The organism is Thalassobaculum sp. OXR-137 (assembly GCF_034377285.1).
Classification (GTDB): Bacteria; Pseudomonadota; Alphaproteobacteria; order Thalassobaculales; family Thalassobaculaceae; genus Thalassobaculum.
Map to the genome: position 1 here is coordinate 4,376,942 of NZ_CP139715.1, position 18,366 is coordinate 4,395,307.

The following is an 18,366-nucleotide window of genomic DNA, read 5'->3' on the forward strand; positions in this document are numbered from 1 at the left end:
CGTAAAGGCGGTTTCACTTCGGTTGGTTATTTCGCATACGAAACGGAAATTTTCGGCCCCCGCCCTTCCATAGCTCCCGCGCCTGTCATCGCCTGGGAGCCGGCCGATGCCGCCCGATACCGCCCATCGCCCTTCGCCCGCCAACCTCTCCGAGCGGGAGCGGATCGATCGCCTGCGACTGATCCGCACCGAGAATGTCGGGCCGATCACCTTCCGCCAGCTTCTGGAACGCTACGGTAGTGCCGAGCGGGCGATCGCCGCCTTGCCCGATCTGGCCCGGCGGGGCGGCCGCCGGACTCCGCTGCGGGTCCCGTCCGTGGCCAGCGCCGGTCGCGAGGTCGAGGACAATGCCAGGGTCGGGGCCACGCTGATCGTCTATGGCGACGCGGCCTATCCGCCGGCCCTGGCGGCCGTCGAGGACGCGCCCGGGGCCTTCTCGCTGATCGGCCACCCGCATGTCCTGGCCCAACGCGCGGTGGCGGTGGTCGGCGCCCGCAACGCGTCCATGAACGGCCGCAAGCTGGCCTCGGTCCTGTCGCGGGAGATCGGCCGCGGCGGGTACACCGTGGTCTCCGGCCTCGCCCGCGGGATCGACGCCGCCGCCCATGAAGGATCCCTGGAGAGCGGCACGGTGGCGGTGGTGGCCGGCGGGATCGACGTGATCTATCCACCCGAACACACCGACCTGTTCCATCGGATCGCCGAGGCGGGGGCGATCGTCGCCGAGCAGCCGGTCGGCACCACGCCCCAGGCCCGGCATTTCCCGTCGCGCAACCGCATCATCGCCGGACTCAGTCTCGGCGTGCTGGTGGTCGAGGCGGCGAACCGGTCCGGCTCGCTGATCACTGCCCGGCGGGCGCTGGACCAGGGCCGCGAGGTCTTCGCCGTTCCCGGCTCGCCGCTCGACCCGCGCTGCGGCGGCACCAACGGCCTGATCAAGGAGGGGGCGGCCTTTCTTGTCGAGTCCGCCGACGACGTGCTGCGGGTTCTCGACGGAATGCCCCAGAGAAAATTGGGCGAACCCCAAGGCCGGGATTGGGAGGGCTCCTATGGCGGTGAAGCCCTTGATCCGCCCGCCCTAGAGCTCGATGACAGGGTGCGGGCAACGGTGCTGGACGCCCTCAGCTCCGAACCGGTCGCGGTTGACGAACTGATCCGCGGGTGCCAATTGTCGGCTCCGATCGTCGCGACGGTGCTTCTGGAGGCGGAACTTGCCGGCCTCATCGACCGTCATCCTGGAAACCAGGTGTCGCGACGAATGGACGTTCCGGCCTGACCGCCTGGCCATTCTGCCGGCGGCAGACCAGGCCGGACCCTGGGAAAGCGAACGGTACGTATGACCAAAGTCGTTGTCGTCGAGTCCCCGGCCAAGGCCAAGACTATCAACAAATATCTCGGCAGCGACTATCACGTGCTGGCGAGTTATGGCCATATCCGGGACCTGCCTCCGAAGGACGGATCCGTCGATCCGGACCAGGACTTCCAGATGCTATGGCAGACCGACCAGCGGTCCGAGAAGCAGGTCAAGGCGATCGCCGACGCCGTGAAGGGCGCCGAACAGCTCATCCTGGCGACTGACCCGGACCGCGAAGGCGAGGCGATCAGCTGGCACATCCGCAACGTCCTGGCCGAGCGCAAGGTCCTCAAGGACATCGACGTCAAGCGCGTGGCCTTCAACGCCATCACCAAGGACGCCGTGCTCGACGCCATGGCGCATCCGCGCGAGCTGGACCAGGATCTGGTCGATGCCTATCTGGCGCGCCGGGCCCTGGACTATCTGGTCGGCTTCACCCTGTCGCCGGTCCTGTGGCGCAAGCTGCCGGGCGCCCGCTCCGCGGGCCGTGTGCAGTCCGTCGCCCTGCGGCTGATCTGCGAGCGCGAGTCGGAGATAGAGCGCTTCGTCGCCCAGGAATACTGGTCGGTGGAAGCGGTATTCCGCACCCAGGAACGCAAGACCTTCACCGCCCGGCTGACTCATCTGGACGGCCAGAAGCTCGACCGTCTCGACATCAAGTCCGAGGCCCAGGCCAAGGCCGCCGTGGCCGCCATCGAGGCCGGCGACTTCTCCATTGGCTCGGTGGAGAAGAAGCGGGTCAAGCGCAACCCGGCCCCGCCCTTCACCACCTCGACCCTGCAGCAGGAGGCGTCCCGCAAACTCGGATTCGGCGCCACCCGCACCATGCAGCTCGCCCAGCGGCTCTACGAGGGCGTGGATATCGGCGGCGAGACCACCGGTCTCATCACCTATATGCGAACCGACGGCGTGCAGATGTCGCCGGAGGCGATCACCCAAATCCGCCGGTCGATCGGCGGCGAATACGGCGACCGCTACCTGCCGAACACCCCGCGGGTCTACAGCACAAAGGCGAAGAACGCCCAGGAGGCGCACGAGGCGATCCGTCCGACCGATGTGAACCGGTCGCCGGAAGCGCTGCGCTCGCGCCTCGACGCCGACCAGTGGAAGCTCTACTCGCTGATCTGGAAGCGCGCCGTGGCCAGCCAGATGGCCAGCGCGGAACTCGACCAGACCACCATTGACGTGACCGACAAGGGCGGACGCAGCGTGCTGCGGGCGACCGGCTCGGTCATCGCCTTCGACGGCTTCCTGAAGCTGTACCGCGAAGACCGCGACGACAGCGACGGCGCGGAACTGAGCGACGACGAGAACGACAAGATCCTCCCCGCCGTGGCCGACGGCGACGCCGTCTCGCGCCAGGAGGTCACCCCGGAACAGCACTTCACCCAGCCGCCGCCGCGCTATTCGGAAGCGAGCCTGGTGAAGCGGATGGAAGAGCTCGGCATCGGCCGGCCCTCCACCTATGCCAGCATCCTGCAGGTGCTGCAGGACCGCGAATACGTGCGCCTGGACCGCCGCCGGTTCATTCCGGAAGACCGTGGCCGTCTGGTTACCACCTTCCTGTCCAGTTTCTTCGAGCGCTACGTCCAGTACAACTTCACCGCCGATCTGGAGACCCAGCTCGACAACGTGTCGGACGGGCAGATCGACTGGCGCCAGGTGCTGCGCGACTTCTGGTCGGCGTTCAAGGGATCGGTCGACGGAACCAAGGACCTGTCCATCGGCGACGTGATCGAGAAGCTCGACGCCGAATTGGCCGACCACTTCTTTCCCAAGGGCGAGGACGGCCAGCCGGCCCGGGAATGCCCGGGCTGCGGCGCCGGTAAGCTGTCCCTGCGGCTCGGCAAGTTCGGCGCTTTCATCGGCTGCTCGAACTATCCGGAATGCAAGTTCACCCGCCAGCTCGGCGAGGCCGCCGGCGGCCGCCCGGTCGACGGCGAGAGCGAGGGCGGCGCCCTGCCCCGGGTGCTCGGCCAGGATCCGGTCACCGGCAAGGACGTGAGCCTGAAGAAGGGGCCCTACGGCGTCTATGTCCAGCTCGGCGAGCCGGAGGAAGGCTCCAAGGAGAAGCCCAAGCGCGCTTCCCTGCCCAAACAGGTGTCGCCGGCCGATATCGACCTCCAGAAGGGCCTCGCCCTGCTCTCCCTGCCCCGTCCGGTGGGCGAGCATCCGGAGACCAAGGACATGATCGAGGCCGGGATCGGCCGCTTCGGTCCGTACCTCAAATATGCCGGCAGCTATGTCAGCCTGCCCGGCGACGACACGGTCCTGACCATCGGCCTGAACCACGCGGTGCAGATTCTCGCCGAGAAGGGCTCGAAGAAGAAGCCGGGCCGCCCCCTGGGCGACCACCCGGTGGACGGCAAGCCGGTGACGGTCCAGGCCGGCCGCTACGGCCCCTATGCCCAGCACGGCTCCCTGCGCGCCACCCTGCCCAAGGGCGAGGAGATGGACGACATCACCCTGGAACGGGCGATCGAGCTGCTGAACGCCAAGGCGGAGAAGAGCGGCAAGGGCGCGCCGAAGAAGGCCTCGGGCAAGAAGACCCCGGCAAAGAAGTCGACCGCGAAGAAGGCCGACGCCAAGGCGGACGACGCCAAGGCGGACGGCGGCAAGCCGGCGGCGAAGAAGGCCGCGCCGAAGAAGAAGGCCTCGGCCAAGAAGGCGCCCGCCAAGAAGACGGCGGCGAAATCCAAGAAGGCGGGTGACGGGGACACCGCCGGAACCACGGGAAGTTGAGCGACCGCGACGTGGCCCGTCCCCCCGCCCAGCTTCCCACCCGTGAGCAGATCCTCGCCTTCGTCGAGGACAGTCCCACCCCCGTCGGCCGTCGCGAGATCGCCCGCGCCTTCGACGTGAAGGGCCCCCTGCGCGCCGAGCTGCGCGGCCTGCTCAAGGAGATGGCCGACGCCGGCGACCTCGATATGGGGCGCAAGCGCAAGGTCGCGCCGCCGGGCGCCCTGCCGGAAGTGACGGTGCTGGAAGTCACCGGCACCGACAAGGACGGCGAGGTCATGGCCCGCGCCGTCGGCCGCGAGGCCGAGGAGCCGGCCCCGCGCATCCATATCCTGCCCGACCGCCGCTCCGGCCCCATGGGCTCCGGCGACCGCGCCCTGTGCCGCCTGGAGCGCGCCGGCGAGAGCTTCTACATCGCCCGGGTGATCCGCCGCTTGGGCCGCACCGCCGCGCGTACCTTCGGCGTGTTCGAGAAGACCGCCGATGGCGGCCGGGTCCGACCGACCGACAAGAAGGCGAAATCGGAGATCCGGATCCCCCGGGGCGACGAGAAGGAAGCGGTCACCGGCGACCTGGTGACCGTGGAGATCATGCCCAAAAGCCGGCTCGGCATGCCGCTCGGCCGGGTGATCGAGCGCTTCGCCGGGGCCGCCGATCCGCGCTCCTTCAGCCGGATCGCCATCCATGAGCAGGAAATCCCCGACGTCTTTCCCGAGGCGGCGGTCGAGCTGGCGGAGAAGGCCAAGCCGGTGGCGCTCGGCAAGCGCACCGACCTGCGCGCCATCCCCCTGGTCACCATCGACGGCATCGACGCCCGCGACTTCGACGACGCGGTCTTCGCCGAGGCGGACGAGGATCCGGCGAACCCGGGCGGCTACCGCCTGCTGGTGGCCATCGCCGACGTGGCCCATTACGTGCGGCCCGGCGATCCGCTGGACCGCGAGGCGCTGAAGCGCGGCAACTCGGTCTATTTCCCCGACCGGGTCGTGCCGATGCTGCCCGAGGCCCTGTCCAACGGCCTGTGCTCCCTGCGTCCCGACGAGGACCGCGCCTGCATGGCCGTCGAGATCGTCATCGATTCCGAGGGCAATAAGCGCCGTCATGCCTTCATGCGGGGGCTGATGCGCTCCCGGGCCCGCCTCACCTATCGCCAGGTCCAGCAGGCCCGCGACGGCGGCAGCGCCGAGGGGATCCCCGACGGCGTGCTCGAGCCGCTCTACGGCGCCTTCGCCGCCCTGCGCAAGGCGCGCACGGAACGCGGCGCCCTCGATATCGAGCTGCCCGAGAAGAAGGTCATCCTCGACGAGGCCGGCAACATCACCGAAATCGGCATCCGCGAGCGCCTCGACGCCCATATGCTGATCGAGGAGTTCATGGTGCTGGCCAATGTCTGCGCCGCCGAGACCCTGGAGGACCGCCGCCAGCCCTGCATGTACCGGGTGCACGAGACCCCCGATCCGGAGAAGGTCGCCGCCCTGTCCGAGGTGTTGGAGGGACTCGGCATCGCCTTCGCCAAGGGTCAGGTGATCCGGCCGAAGGCGTTCAACGGCGTTCTCGCCAAGGTGAAGGGCGAGCCGCACGAGCGCATGGTCAACGAGCTGGTCCTGCGTTCCCAGTCCCAGGCGGTCTACGCCCCCGAGAATCTGGGCCACTTCGGCCTGGCGCTGACCAAATACGCCCATTTCACCTCGCCGATCCGACGCTATTCGGATCTGCTGGTGCACCGCGCGCTGATTCGCGGCCTGAAATTCGGCGAGGACGGGCTGCGGCCGGACGACGACAGCGAGTTCCAGGAATGGGGCGAGCACATCTCCATGACCGAGCGCCGCGCCGCCGTGGCCGAGCGCACCACCATGGACCGCTACCTCGCCCGCCATCTGTCGGACCGGGTCGGCGGGATCTTCCCCGGCCGGATCAACGGCGTGACCAAGTTCGGCGTTTTCGTCACCCTGGACGAGACCGGGGCAGACGGGCTGGTGCCGATCCGCTCCCTGCCGGACGATTATTACGACCACGACGACGTGCACCACACGCTCACCGGGCGCTCGCATGGCTGGATTTTCCGCCTGGGCGACCGAGTCGAGGTGCGGCTGGTGGATGCCGATGCGGCCTCCGGGGGAATCGTCGTCGAGATCGTGTCCGGCGGCGAGCAGGGCACGGCCCCGCGCGGCGGCCGGCGCCACGGCGGTCCAAAACGCCGCCCGCAGGCCCGCGGCAAGCCGCCCAAGGGCCGCAAACGGCGCTGAGCCATGCCGGAAACGCCGTCCCGGCCTGCCGGTGGCGGCGATTGATTCAGCCCTGGAATTGGACCATTGTGGACCTATCGTGGTTTTCTGCTTCCACGCGTAATGTCGAGTGCCCGTGAATGCTTAACCCCCGTCGGTTCTCGCCGCTCACCGCCTTCGTTTCCGCTGCTCCCCGCATCGCCGTCGCCGGGGTCGCGCTGTTGCTGCTCGGCTCGTGCACGGGCTCGCGGCCGGAATCCCCCGGACCGACGTCCTTCGCCATGGATACCGGCGCCGAAGCCTTCTCCATCGGCTACGAAGGCATCGCCGACCTGTATGTCGAGCCGGTGCCGACCCAGTCCCTGGCGCTGGCGGCGCTGGATGGTGTGGCCGCGCTCGATCCGGCGATCGACTTCGTGCGCCGGGGCGACTCGCTGATCGTCACCGAGACCGGAACCCCCTTCGCGAAATTCACCGTTCCGGGCGACGATAATCCGACCAAATGGGCCCGGCTGACCGCCGCCGCCTTGGAGGCGGCCCGCCAGCGCTCGCTCGTCCTTTCGGAGACGACCGCCGACCGGCTCTACGAAGTCGCCTTCGACGCCATCGCCGGCAAGCTCGACCGGTTCTCGCGCTACCACAACGCCGCGGAAACCCGCGCCGGTCGGGCCGCGCGCAAGGGCTATACCGGGATCGGCGTGACCATCGGCGAGGCCAACGGGTCGGTGATCGTCGCCTCGGTGTTCCACGGCTCGCCGGCATCGACGGCCGGGCTGCTGCCCGGCGACCGCTTCGTCTCCGTCGCCGGCCACTCGGTGACCGACAAGGATATGGAGGCGACCGCCAACCTGCTGCGCGGCACCATCGGCACGACCGTGGCGATCCGCATCGCCCGCGGCACCGAGGAGCGGACGTTCGAGATCCTGCGCCAACGGGTGATCGAGGATACGGTGAGCTATGCCGCCGTCGGCGGCATGGCCTATTTCAAGGTGAGCGGCTTCAACAGCGATACCGCCCACGCCCTGTCCCAGGCCCTGCTCGAGGCCAAGGCCGCGCTGGGCGACGATCTGCCCGGGATCATCCTGGATCTGCGCCAGAATCGGGGCGGCACCCTGGACGAGGCGGTCGAGGTCGCCGATCTGTTCGTCGATCACGGCATCATCCTGGAGACCCAGGGCCGGCACAGCATGTCGCGCCACCGCTACGACGCCGAATACCGCACCACCGCCACCCTGGCGCCGATCGCGGTGCTGATCGACAGCGGCTCCGCCTCCGCCGCCGAGGTCGTGGCCGCCGCCCTGCAGGATTCCGGCCGGGCCCTGGTGATCGGCGCCCGCTCCTACGGAAAGGGGACCGTGCAGCGGGTGATCGATATTCCGCCGATCTCCAGCGAGCTGATTCTCACCTGGGCGCGGATGCACGCCCCGTCGGGCTATGCGCTGTCGGATTTCGGCGTGTTCCCGTCGATCTGCACGCCCGACTACGGCGACGATCCGGAAGTCAGCGCGGCCGCCCTCGAGTCGGGCGAATTGCGGCTGAGCGAGACGATGCAGAAGCGGCTCTACGTCACCCGGATGGACGAGACGGAACGGCAGAAATTGCTCGGCTGGTGCCATGCCGACCATCCGCCGTCGACCACCGACAGCGACACCCGGCTGGCCGTGCGCCTGCTGTCCGACCGCAAACTGTTCCAGCTCGCTTTCCATGCGTCCCGCGTGGCGCTCGGCGAGCGGCCGAAGGATCCGAACTAAGCACGCTTGACATGTGCGGCGCCGTAGCTATTTTGCGGCCTCCGCTAAGGCGAAGGAGATGAGAGATGGCGAAGCCCGCGACCGTTCTGATCAAGATGGTCAGCACCGCCGAGACTGGGTACTTCTACGTGACCAAGAAGAACCCGCGCACCAAGACCGAGAAGCTGGAGCTGCGCAAGTACGATCCGGTCGCGCGCAAGCACGTCCTGTTCAAGGAAGCCAAGATCAAGTGATCTCGGCCTCTGGCTGACGACCCCGAGGGTCGCCCGGTGGGCGGCCCTTTTGTTTTGCCGGGACGGTTTGCTGGCTGATCCGGTCTCTTCGGGCCGGTACGGGGGCCTTATTTGGCGGCGGTGATGTTGCCCGCTGCGGGCTCGTCCTTGGCCAGGACGACGAGATTGCGACCCTGGCGCTTCGCCTGATACAGCGCGTCGTCGGCTCGGCCGATGAGCTTGTCGATGCTGTCTTCGCCTTCGGCTCTCCGCAGGGCGCAGCCGATGCTGATAGTGACCCCGAGTTCGCGGCCGTCCTCCAGGCGCATCGGCGTCGAGCCGATCACGTCCCGCAGCCGTTCGGCCACGATCATGGCGAAATGCTCCGGCGTATCGGGCATCACAACCACGAATTCCTCGCCGCCGAGGCGGGAGACGAGATCGACGTTGCGCACGCTGCTGCGCATCAGTTCGGTGATGTGCTGCAGCACCCGGTCGCCGACCCCGTGGCCGTAGGTGTCGTTCACCTGCTTGAAGTAGTCGACGTCGATGACCAGCAGCGCCAGGGGCTTCTGCCGCTCCGCCGTGTCGCTCATCAGCCGCCCCAGGTGGGTCAGCAGGTAGCGGCGGTTGTAGAGGCCGGTGAGGCTGTCTGTGAGCGCCAGGGCGAGGCTCTGCTCATAGGTCTCGCGCATCCGCTCCTGGTGGCGCCGCCGGCGGATCTGCGTGCGCACGCGCGCCAGCATCTCGTTCCGGTCGATCGGCTTCATCAGGTAGTCGTTGACCCCGAGATCCAGCGCCTTGGCGAGTTTCTCGGTCTGGTCCTCCTCGCCGACCATCAGGATCGGGATATGGCGCGTCGCCTCCGCCGCGCGGAACTGGGAGACCAGCCGCAGGGCGTCGTCGGCGGCCAGGTTGAGGCTGCAGATCACCAGGTCGAACTCGCCGGCAGAGGCGCGGGCGAAGCCGGTTGCGCCGTCCGCCGCCTGCTCCACCGTGTCGCCGTCGACCGCTAGGCTCTCGCGCAGGTTCATCGCGTCGATGCGGTTGTCCTCGATGGCGAGGACCCGGGCCTGGGTGACGTCGATCTCCGTCATCGCCCGGGGCTCCTGCATCCCGAGCTGGGACGAGGTCTCCACCCGCAGGCGCCACTCGTCCATCATCATCTTCAGACGCAGCAGGGAGCGCACCCGCGCGAACAGGGCGGCATCCACTACCGGCTTGGTCAGAAAGTCGTCGGCACCAGCCTCGATCCCGCGCACCCGGTCCGACACGTCGGACAGGGCGGTGACCATGACGACCGGCAGGTGGGTGGTGCGCGGATCGGCCTTGATCCGGCGGCACACCTCGAACCCGTCCATGCCCGGCATCATGACGTCGAGCAGCACGATATCGGGGATCTCGCGCTCGATCATCTCGAGCGCTTCCGGGCCGTTATAGGCGGAGAGGACGTCGAAATACTCCGCCGTCAGCTTTGCTTCGAGCAGCTTGACGTTCGGCAGCACATCGTCGACGACGAGGACGCGGCCCGGCATCGCGCTATCCCAGGAACTTTTTCACGGTATCCAGGAAGTGCCCGACCGAAATCGGCTTGGCGATGTAAGCCTCGCACCCGCCTTCCCGGATCTTCTCCTCGTCACCCTTCATCGCGAACGCGGTCACGGCGATCACCGGAATCGACTTGAGGCGATCGTCCTCCTTGATCCATTTGGTCACCTCCAGCCCGGAGACTTCCGGCAACTGGATGTCCATGAGGATCAGGTCCGGGCGCTTGTCGCGCGCCAGACGCAGGGCGTCCATCCCATCGCGCGTGCAGATGATGTCGTAGCCATGAGCCTCCAGGAGGTCATGGAAGAGCTTCATATTGAGCTCGTTGTCCTCGACGATGAGGACTGTTTTTGCCGCAGACGGTGCCGGTTCCGAGGTTCCGTTCTGTGTCTCGACCGAGGTCATACCCTCATCCACCTTGATCCGTTCTGGGATACACTCGACCCGATTAGTTGAGCCGGATAGAGATAATACCAAGCCCTTCGACCCGATTCCATCACACACGGGCTTACCATGGATGACGCAGCTTTGCACCAAAAGCCGATCTTGAACCGCCTGCGCATCGGCGTCGATCTCGGCGGCACCAAAACGGAGGCGATCGCCCTCGACGAGGACGGCCGAGAACTGCTGCGGCGCCGAGTCGCGACGACCAAGGGCGACTACGCGGGCACCGTCCGGGGCGCCGCGGATCTGGTTCGCTCCCTGGAATCGGAGCTCGGGCTCCAGGGCAGCGTCGGAGTCGGCATTCCCGGCTCCCTGTCGCGGGCCAGCGGCGTGGTGAAGAATGCCAATTCCACCTGGCTGAACGGCAAGCCCCTCGATCGCGACCTGTCGGAGAGCCTGGATCGCCCGGTGCGGGTGCAGAACGACGCGAACTGCTTCGCCGTCTCGGAGGCGGTGGACGGCGCGGCGCGGGGCGCCGGCATCGTCTTCGGCGTGATTCTGGGCACGGGGGTCGGCGGCGGCCTGGTGATCGACGGGCAGGCGATCGACGGCCCAATGGGGGTCACCGGCGAATGGGGCCACAATCCCCTGCCCGCCCCGCAGGACGACGAGCGGCCGGGGCCGGCCTGCTACTGCGACCGCCGGGGCTGCGTGGAGACGTTCCTCTCCGGCCCCGGCATGGCTGCGCGCTATGCGGAGTCCGGCGGACCGGCGCTCACCGCCGCGCAGATCGCCGAGGCGGCCGAGGCCGGGGACCCGACGGCCGCCGCCTATATGGAACGCTACGCCGACCGCCTGGCGCGCGGGCTCGCCGGCGTCATCAACATCCTGGATCCGGACGTCATCGTCCTCGGCGGCGGCCTCTCCCGGGTGGAGATGCTCTACACCCGCCTGCCGCAGCTCCTGCCGGCCCATGTCTTCACCGACCGGCTCGACACCCGCATCGTGCCGCCGCTCCATGGCGACAGCAGCGGCGTGCGTGGCGCCGCCTGGCTCTGGCCGCCGGAGCGGCAGGGACGTGCCGCCGCCACCTTCCTGCACGGAGCGGAGTGACCCCGCCATGGCGGTCGAGACCCTGTGCCGGGAATGCTTCGTGTGGAGCCCCGGCACGCCGGGGCGCTGCCCCGCCTGCGGCTCGCCTCGGGTTCTGTCGCATCCGGAGCTGCGCACGCTGAGCATCGCCCATCTGGACTGCGACGCCTTCTACGCCAGCGTCGAGAAGCGCGACGACCCGTCCCTGCACGACAAGCCGGTGATCGTCGGCGGCCGGCACCGGGGCGTGGTCTCCGCCGCCTGCTACGTGGCGCGGATCTACGGCGTCCGCTCGGCCATGCCAATGTTCAAGGCGCTGGACGCCTGTCCCCATGCGGTGGTCATCAAGCCCGACATGAAGAAATATGCGGCGGTCGGCGGCGAAATCCGCGAGATGATGCGGGCCATCACCCCGCAGGTCGAACCGCTGTCGATCGACGAGGCGTTCATGGACCTGAGCGGCACCGAACGCCTGCACCGCGCGCCGCCGGCCGAAACCCTTGCCCGTCTGGCCAAGCGGGTGGAGGACACCATCCACGTCACCGTCTCCATAGGCCTCAGCTACAACAAGTTCCTCGCCAAGGTCGCCTCCGACCTGGACAAGCCGCGCGGCTTTCACGTGATCGGCCGGACCGAGGCCGTCGGCTTTCTTGCCGAGCAGTCGGTGTCCATCCTGTGGGGCGTGGGCAAGACCCTGCAGCGCAAGCTGATCGCCGACGGCATCCGCACCATCGGCGATCTGCAGCCCTTCGAGGAAACCGAGCTTATGCGCCGCTACGGCAGCATAGGCCAGCGGCTCGCCCGCTTCTCCCACGGCCGCGACGACCGCCGGATCGAGCCCGGGTCGGTGGTGAAGAGCGTCTCCAACGAGACCACCTTCGACACCGACATCTCCGACGTGGAGGTGCTGCGGCCCTATCTCTGGCGGCTGAGCGAGGAAGTGTCGGGACGGCTGAAGCGCAAGGCGATCGCCGGCGGCGTGGTCACCCTCAAGCTGAAGACGACCGATTTCAAGATCCTGACCCGGCAACAGCACCTGATGGCGCCGACCCAGATGGCCGACCGCATCTACCGCACGGCCGACGCGCTGCTCGCCAAGCAGGCGGACGGGCGGCGGTTCCGGCTCATTGGCGTGGGGGTGAGCGAGCTTGAAGGCGAACGGCTGGCCGATCCGGCCGACCTGGCAGATCCGGGTTTCGAGACCCGGCGCAAGGTGGAGAGCGCCATGGACGCGGTTCGCGCCAAGCTGGGCACCGCGGCCATCACCAAGGGCATCGGCCTGAAGGCGCAGAAAATCCGTCAGCAACCCTCCGACAAGATGCCGGAGGGCGAGGAGTTCTGAGGCTCGGAGGTCCGGCCGGTCAGCAGGCCGGTGGCGGCAGCGCCTCGACCTCTTCCAGGCTCATGCGGACCGAAAAATCCGAGTAATGCACCAGGATCGAGCGGGCGATCCCGTTGGCCAGGACGTCGATGCTCATCTCGAAATCCGGCTCGGATCCTTCGCTGTCCGGACCGAACCAGGCCAGCCGCGACGGATAGTAGACACCCTGCGCGGCTTCGGCCTTGATCGACGGCAGTTTGTCGGTCCGACCCTTGCCCAGCACGGCGGAGATCAGCGACGGCGCCTCAGGCTCGCCGCCGTCGAACACCGGCGCCCGCAGGAACCGTTTGCCGGAGGTCGCCGCCTGGATCATCCGGATCGTGTGCTCGGTCGGGAACAGGGTGTCCTTGGGCAGCTTAAGCTCCTGCTGCTCCGGCTCGGCGAAGGTAACCTTGCCCGGACCGGAGCCCAGGGGCAGCGGCATCACCGCCTTGCCCTCGATCCGTTCCTCGCCGCCGCCCCGGTCGCGCTTCACGAAGAAGCGGTACACGTCGCCGTCCTTGGATTCCCAGGTCGAATAGGTCGACTGAATCACCGAGCCGTCGCCGTCCGCCCGCGAGAACTCCATGGCGTAGCGCTGCTCGACGGCCCAGCCGTCGCAGGCGTCACGCCATTCGAAGCCCATGCGGCCCTGCACGTCGACGATCGAGGAGGAGGACGACGCCTTGTCGAGCGTCACCTTATACAGCGCACGGTGCGGCAGGATCTCGACGGCCGCCGTCGGAACGGCAGTCGCGGGACCCGCCGTCGCGTGGGGTGCGAGCGCCGAAACGCCCAACACGGCAACCGCAAGAACAGCCGCGGCGCGGGCTCGGTCCAACATAAGCCACTCCTTCATCATACTCTCCGCCGACTATGACATGGCGAACAGGGCGGAAAAATGGCCCCTGTCCGTCCGTCCGCATCGGCAAGTTTTTCCCAATGCAGGATCTCCCCGGCGCCCTTCCAGAAATTAGTAAAGGCTTTCATGACCTTACGCGACTGACAGAAACGCCGCATGTGGCACGGCGGATGCATGGCATGGGGTAACCAATGTGTGAGGTGACCCATGTCACACGATCCGAGCCTGATGACCGCGCCGCTGGATGGACCGAGTGCCCGCATGTACGCCGAAGTGGCGGGTATGCTCGCCCGTTTCAATGGCGCGCTGGACCCGGCCAACGATGCCGAGGAGCTGAGCCCGTCGGAAACGACGGCCGCCCTGAAACTGGCCCTCGTAGCCATGACCGAGGCGCAGAAGCGCATCGAGCGTCAACAGGCCCGCATCGCGGAGCTGGAAAATCTCTCGGTCACCGACGAGCTGACCGGTGTCATGAACCGCCGCGGCTTCGACATGCAGCTCCGCAAATCCATGGCCCAGCAGAAGCGCCACAGCCAGGACAGCGAAGACAATGGCGGCGGCGTTGTGCTGATGATCGATCTGGACCGCTTCAAGGCGGTCAACGACACCTACGGCCATGCCGCCGGCGACGAGCTGCTGCGGCTGGTGGCCGGCGTCCTGACCCGCGACGTGCGGGCCAGCGATACCGTCTCCCGCCTGGGCGGCGACGAGTTCGCGGTGCTGATGCCGGATCTGGACGCCGCGGACGGGCTGGCCCGGGCGAAGCGCCTGGAGAAGCGCCTGAATGCAACGAGACTGAGCTGGGGGGAGCTGGTTCTGCCGGTCTCCGCCAGTGTCGGCGCGGTCAGCTTTCGGCCGCAGGACCGGCCGGCCGAAGTGCTGAACCGCGCCGATGAGATCATGTACCGGCGCAAGGCCGAGCGCCGCGCCTGAGACCGGGACCGAGGCCCGGAACCAGGCCGCCGGCGAAAAACGGAAAAGGGCTGCCGAGAGCCGCCCTTGCCAGATCCGAAATCTCTCCAGGTCGACGCGGAGGCGTCTCAGCGCATCGCCACCTGATCGCCCTCGCCGCGCGGGGCGAGCCGGATGATCCAGGGCTGATGGCCGTCGACGATGCCCAGATCCGCCTTGGCCTGCTGCGCGTCGCGCAGCCCGTAGGGACCGACCAGGACGCGATGCCAGATCTGACCGTCCACATCGACCGGTCGAATCTCCGCATTCCTGTCGGCAAACCGCTCGGCCAGACTCACGGCCCGGCCGGTGTCGCGAACGGAGCCGATCACCACATAACGCTGCTCGCCGGCGGGAGCCTGGGTCGTCGCGGCGACGGGCATCGCCCGCTCGCTCCGATGGCCACGGACGTAGTTGGCGGGCGGGGTCCAGGGCTCGATCGGCGCCGAAACCGATACGGTGCTAACCAGGGTGGCCGCGACCGGGGTCTCGATGCTGCGGGCGACCAGCACCGGGCGGGCGATCGGCACCGGCGGCATCGCGCCGGCCATCGCCTTCGGGGCCGCCAGAACCGGCTTGTCGGTGGAGACGAGACCCGGGGTCTCGATCGGAGCGCGGAACGGCGGGGAGAAAGACAGCGCGGCCGCCACCAGGACCGGCTCCTCGCGGTCCTCGACCTTCATCGCGCCGAGGCTGATTTCCGGATCGTTGTTGGAGCGGAAGCTGCCGCTGTCGCGGTCGCCGGGATAGGCGGCGACGACCACGCGTTCGCCGGCGGCGGCACTTTCGGGGTCGAGCGCCTGGCACATGGCCTCGCCGGTGAGCGGCCGCGTCAGCTCGCAATCCTGCTCGGCGAAGGCGGAAAGGACGTGATCGGCGGAAAATTTGCCGGTCTGCATGTAGCTGATGCCGGAGATCGCCGTCGACGCGATCGTCACCGGAATCGGCAGACATCCGCCGAGAATCAATGGCATCGCGGCGACCGCGATCATACGTTTCATGAGATTTCCCCCGTCCCACCAGGCGCTTAATGTGCGAATCTTCACTTATCGCAGCGACCGGCGCAACAGTCGTAGTTTATGTCAAATTGTTTGTGAATCGCGCCCTCCTCTCGAAGGGTCGAAACGGCGTCCGAACGCGGTGCTGATTCGGCGCCGGATCCCGCGCACTCTTGCGCCGCCGGAAGGCTCGTGTATTACCACCGGCCATGACACTCGTCACGGACACGGAAACCCTCGCCGCCGTTTGCCAGCGAATCGCGGACGAGCCTTACGTTGCGATCGACACCGAATTTCTGCGCGACAAGACCTACTACTCCCGACTCTGCCTGGTGCAGCTCGCCGGCAAGGAGGATGTGGTCGCGGTGGATACCCTTGCCCCGGATATCGACCTGACGCCGCTGTTCGAGCTGATGGCCAATCCCAACGTGCTGAAGGTTTTCCACGCGGCGCGCCAGGACATCGAGATCTTCGTGCACATGACCGGCCAGGTGCCGGCGCCGATGTTCGACACCCAGATCGCCGCCATGGTCTGCGGGTTCGGCGACGCGGTCAGCTACGACCGGCTGGTCCGGGCGATCACCGGCGCGAACATCGACAAGACCTCGCGCTTCACCGACTGGAGCCACAGGCCACTGTCGCAGCACCAGATCGACTACGCGCTGGCGGACGTGATCCATCTGCGCCCCTGCTACGAGCGCCTGGCGAAGCGGCTGGCCAAGACCAAGCGCTCGGAATGGCTGGACGAGGAGATGGCGGTCCTGACCGACGTCGCCACCTACGTCACCGAGCCGGAAGAATCCTGGAAGCGGCTGAAGACCCGCTCCACCAAGCCGAAATTCCTCGCCGTGCTGCGGGCGCTGTCCGCGTGGCGCGAGGTTGAGGCGCAGTCCCGCGACATCCCCCGCAGCCGCGTCCTGCGCGACGACGCCCTGGTCGACATCGCCGCCCAGGCGCCGACCTCGGCCGACGAGCTGTCGCGCTCGCGGTCGTTCAACCGGGAATCGGCGAACGGCAAGACCGGCCGGGCGATCCTCGAGGCCGTTCAGTCCGCGCTGGAGTCGCCGAAGGAAACATGGCCCAAGGTCTCCGACCAGCGCGACAAGCCCCAGGGCCGTCAGCCGGTGGCCGAACTGCTGCGGGTGCTCCTGAAGGTGCAGTGCGATGCCCATGACGTGGCGCCGAAGCTGGTCGCCAGCGCCGACGACCTGGACGCCATCGCCGCCGACGACAATGCCGACGTCCCGGCCATGAAGGGCTGGCGGCGCGAGGTGTTCGGCGATGCCGCGCTCGCGGTCAAACACGGCAAGCTGGCCTTCGCCTTCGATCCGGAGAAGGACCGCCTGGCCCTGATCGAGGTTCCCGAGTAGAAGCCGGTCAGCGCTTGCCGTTGCGCGCTGGGCGGACGCTGAGCACGATCGGTCGCTGCAGGGATTCCGACAGGGACTGAACCCGGCGCTCGACCACCTCGCCCATGAGCACGACCGCCTCGGGGGCGAAGGTCAGGGCGAAACCGTCGTCCCTCCCCTCGATCCGCGTGCGGCGCAGCAGCGCCGTCGCCCCGCCCGACAGGGTCAGTCCGAGGCGCAGCGCCAGCCCCACCTGAACCGCCAGCAGCCGGCGCTGCGGATCCAGCAGCCCTTCCACCTTCGTGGCCGCCTCGATCTGCACGTGGCCGCTGTAGCGGGCCAGCATGCCGAGGCCGAGGAACACCCGGTCGGCATGGTCGAGACCGGCCACCGGCAGGCGTGAGATCCGCAGGAAGGCATGCTCGCCGCGATAGGACGGGTGCTCCGCCCACGCCATGTCGCTCAGCATGCACAGCGCCCGCACCAGACGTTCGTCGCGTCGGGCGAACTCCCCGAACAGCGGTTTCAGCCAGTTGAACACGGTCTCCGCCGGCGGTGCGAAACGGTTGGTCTCGCGCGCGATGGAGACGGCGGCCACCAGCAGCGGGTCCTCGTGGCGCTCCTCCGACGACAGCCGGTCGAAGATGCAGCCCTCGCGCAGCCCGAAGGCGGAGAACACCACCCGGTCCGGCTTGCCCCGCATCAGCACCCGCTGAAGGACCAGGGCGGCGGTCGCCATGGTGTCGGCGCGCCGGCGCGAAACGCCCGGCGTCGCCCGGATCGATTTCTTGGTGCTGCCGAAGAGACTCGACAGGAAGGCGGTCAGGGTCGCCCGGTCGATGGTGTAGCCGTGGATGACCTCGATCGGATAGTTGGTCGCCGCCATATGCGCCTTGGCCACGCTGCGCCAGGCGCCGCCCACGGCGTAGAGGGTGCGTCCCTCCAGGTTGGCGATCCAAGGGGCGCCGTCGAGATAGCCGTCGACCAGCGCCTCCATCTTGCGGCGCTTGCCCGGCTCCACTTCGCCGATCCGCAGCGGGCCGACCGGCATCGTGGTGTGGGCGCCGAGCTGCTGGTCGGCCACGTCGATCAGTTCCAGGCTGCCGCCGCCGAGATCGCCGACGACGCCGTTGGCGTCGGGAAAGCCGCTGACCACGCCGAGGGCGGAGAGCCGCGCCTCCTCGTCGCCGCCGATGATCCGTACCGTGTAGCCGGTGCGCCGCTCGATCTCGGCGACGAACTCAGGACCGTTGGAGGCGTCGCGCACGGCCGAGGTGGCCAGCACATCGACCCAGCCCACCCGCATGGCCCCGGCAATGGCGGCGAAGCGCTGCAGGTTGGTCAGGGCCGACGCCATGGCTTCCGCCGACAGCGCCCCCGTCTCGTCCAGGCCGCGGCCCAGCCCGCACAGGGCCTTCTCGTTGAACACCGGCACCGGTGAGAGCCCCTCGTGGTCGTACACGACCAGACGGATCGAGTTGGAGCCGATATCGAGGACGCCGATGCGATGGTCGCGCCGTGCCCGCTTCGATCTTGTGTCG

14 protein-coding genes are annotated in these 18,366 nt (G+C 68.1%); 9 read left to right on the forward strand and 5 right to left on the reverse strand.

The window, feature by feature from the left end; all coding sequences use genetic code 11:
* Positions 1 to 106 precede the first annotated feature (106 nt).
* The 5 genes from dprA (at position 107) to rpmG (ending at position 8,302) form a co-directional block, all read left to right on the forward strand.
* Complete coding sequence (gene dprA / locus T8K17_RS20400) at positions 107 to 1,276, forward strand: DNA-processing protein DprA (protein WP_322331570.1); 1,170 nt, start codon at positions 107 to 109, stop codon at positions 1,274 to 1,276.
* A gap of 60 nt (positions 1,277 to 1,336) precedes the next feature.
* On the forward strand, positions 1,337 to 4,096 hold the full coding sequence (gene topA, locus T8K17_RS20405; RefSeq protein ID WP_322331571.1) for a type I DNA topoisomerase: 2,760 nt from the start codon (positions 1,337 to 1,339) through the stop codon (positions 4,094 to 4,096).
* On the forward strand, positions 4,093 to 6,339 hold the full coding sequence (gene rnr / locus T8K17_RS20410) for a ribonuclease R (RefSeq protein WP_322331572.1): 2,247 nt from the start codon (positions 4,093 to 4,095) through the stop codon (positions 6,337 to 6,339). Before topA ends, rnr begins: the two co-directional genes overlap by 4 nt.
* Before the next feature lie 119 nt (positions 6,340 to 6,458).
* A complete protein-coding gene (locus T8K17_RS20415; RefSeq protein ID WP_322331573.1) occupies positions 6,459 to 8,069 on the forward strand; it encodes a S41 family peptidase in 1,611 nt (536 codons plus the stop codon).
* 65 nt (positions 8,070 to 8,134) lie between these two features.
* On the forward strand, positions 8,135 to 8,302 hold the full coding sequence (rpmG, locus tag T8K17_RS20420; protein ID WP_028792559.1) for a 50S ribosomal protein L33: 168 nt from the start codon (positions 8,135 to 8,137) through the stop codon (positions 8,300 to 8,302).
* A gap of 107 nt (positions 8,303 to 8,409) precedes the next feature.
* Here rpmG and T8K17_RS20425 read toward each other — a convergent pair whose 3' ends face one another.
* Positions 8,410 to 9,816, reverse strand: coding sequence for a PleD family two-component system response regulator (locus T8K17_RS20425; RefSeq protein ID WP_322331574.1), 1,407 nt, complete (start codon positions 9,814 to 9,816; stop codon positions 8,410 to 8,412).
* 4 nt (positions 9,817 to 9,820) lie between these two features.
* The gene (locus T8K17_RS20430; RefSeq protein ID WP_322331575.1) at positions 9,821 to 10,234 is read right to left on the reverse strand and encodes a response regulator; all 414 of its coding nucleotides are present in this window, start codon (positions 10,232 to 10,234) and stop codon (positions 9,821 to 9,823) included.
* 108 nt (positions 10,235 to 10,342) lie between these two features.
* Here T8K17_RS20430 and T8K17_RS20435 point away from each other — a divergent pair, with 108 nt between their 5' ends.
* A complete protein-coding gene (locus T8K17_RS20435; RefSeq protein WP_322331576.1) occupies positions 10,343 to 11,326 on the forward strand; it encodes an ROK family protein in 984 nt (327 codons plus the stop codon).
* Positions 11,327 to 11,333: 7 nt separating this feature from the next.
* The gene (locus tag T8K17_RS20440) at positions 11,334 to 12,647 is read left to right on the forward strand and encodes a DNA polymerase IV (protein ID WP_322331577.1); all 1,314 of its coding nucleotides are present in this window, start codon (positions 11,334 to 11,336) and stop codon (positions 12,645 to 12,647) included.
* Positions 12,648 to 12,666: 19 nt separating this feature from the next.
* Here T8K17_RS20440 and T8K17_RS20445 read toward each other — a convergent pair whose 3' ends face one another.
* Entirely contained in the window at positions 12,667 to 13,524 is an 858-nt protein-coding gene (locus T8K17_RS20445; RefSeq protein ID WP_322331578.1) for an EipB family protein, read from the reverse strand.
* A 210-nt stretch (positions 13,525 to 13,734) separates the two neighbouring features.
* Here T8K17_RS20445 and T8K17_RS20450 point away from each other — a divergent pair, with 210 nt between their 5' ends.
* Positions 13,735 to 14,460, forward strand: a complete 726-nt coding sequence (locus T8K17_RS20450; RefSeq protein WP_322331579.1) for a GGDEF domain-containing protein — start codon at positions 13,735 to 13,737, stop codon at positions 14,458 to 14,460.
* 107 nt (positions 14,461 to 14,567) lie between these two features.
* Here T8K17_RS20450 and T8K17_RS20455 read toward each other — a convergent pair whose 3' ends face one another.
* A complete protein-coding gene (locus T8K17_RS20455) occupies positions 14,568 to 15,479 on the reverse strand; it encodes an SPOR domain-containing protein (RefSeq protein WP_322331580.1) in 912 nt (303 codons plus the stop codon).
* Positions 15,480 to 15,685: 206 nt separating this feature from the next.
* Here T8K17_RS20455 and rnd point away from each other — a divergent pair, with 206 nt between their 5' ends.
* Complete coding sequence (gene rnd / locus T8K17_RS20460; protein WP_322331581.1) at positions 15,686 to 16,846, forward strand: ribonuclease D; 1,161 nt, start codon at positions 15,686 to 15,688, stop codon at positions 16,844 to 16,846.
* 7 nt (positions 16,847 to 16,853) lie between these two features.
* Here rnd and T8K17_RS20465 read toward each other — a convergent pair whose 3' ends face one another.
* On the reverse strand, positions 16,854 to 18,287 hold the full coding sequence (locus T8K17_RS20465) for a Ppx/GppA family phosphatase (RefSeq protein ID WP_322331582.1): 1,434 nt from the start codon (positions 18,285 to 18,287) through the stop codon (positions 16,854 to 16,856).
* Positions 18,288 to 18,366: the final 79 nt, after the last annotated feature.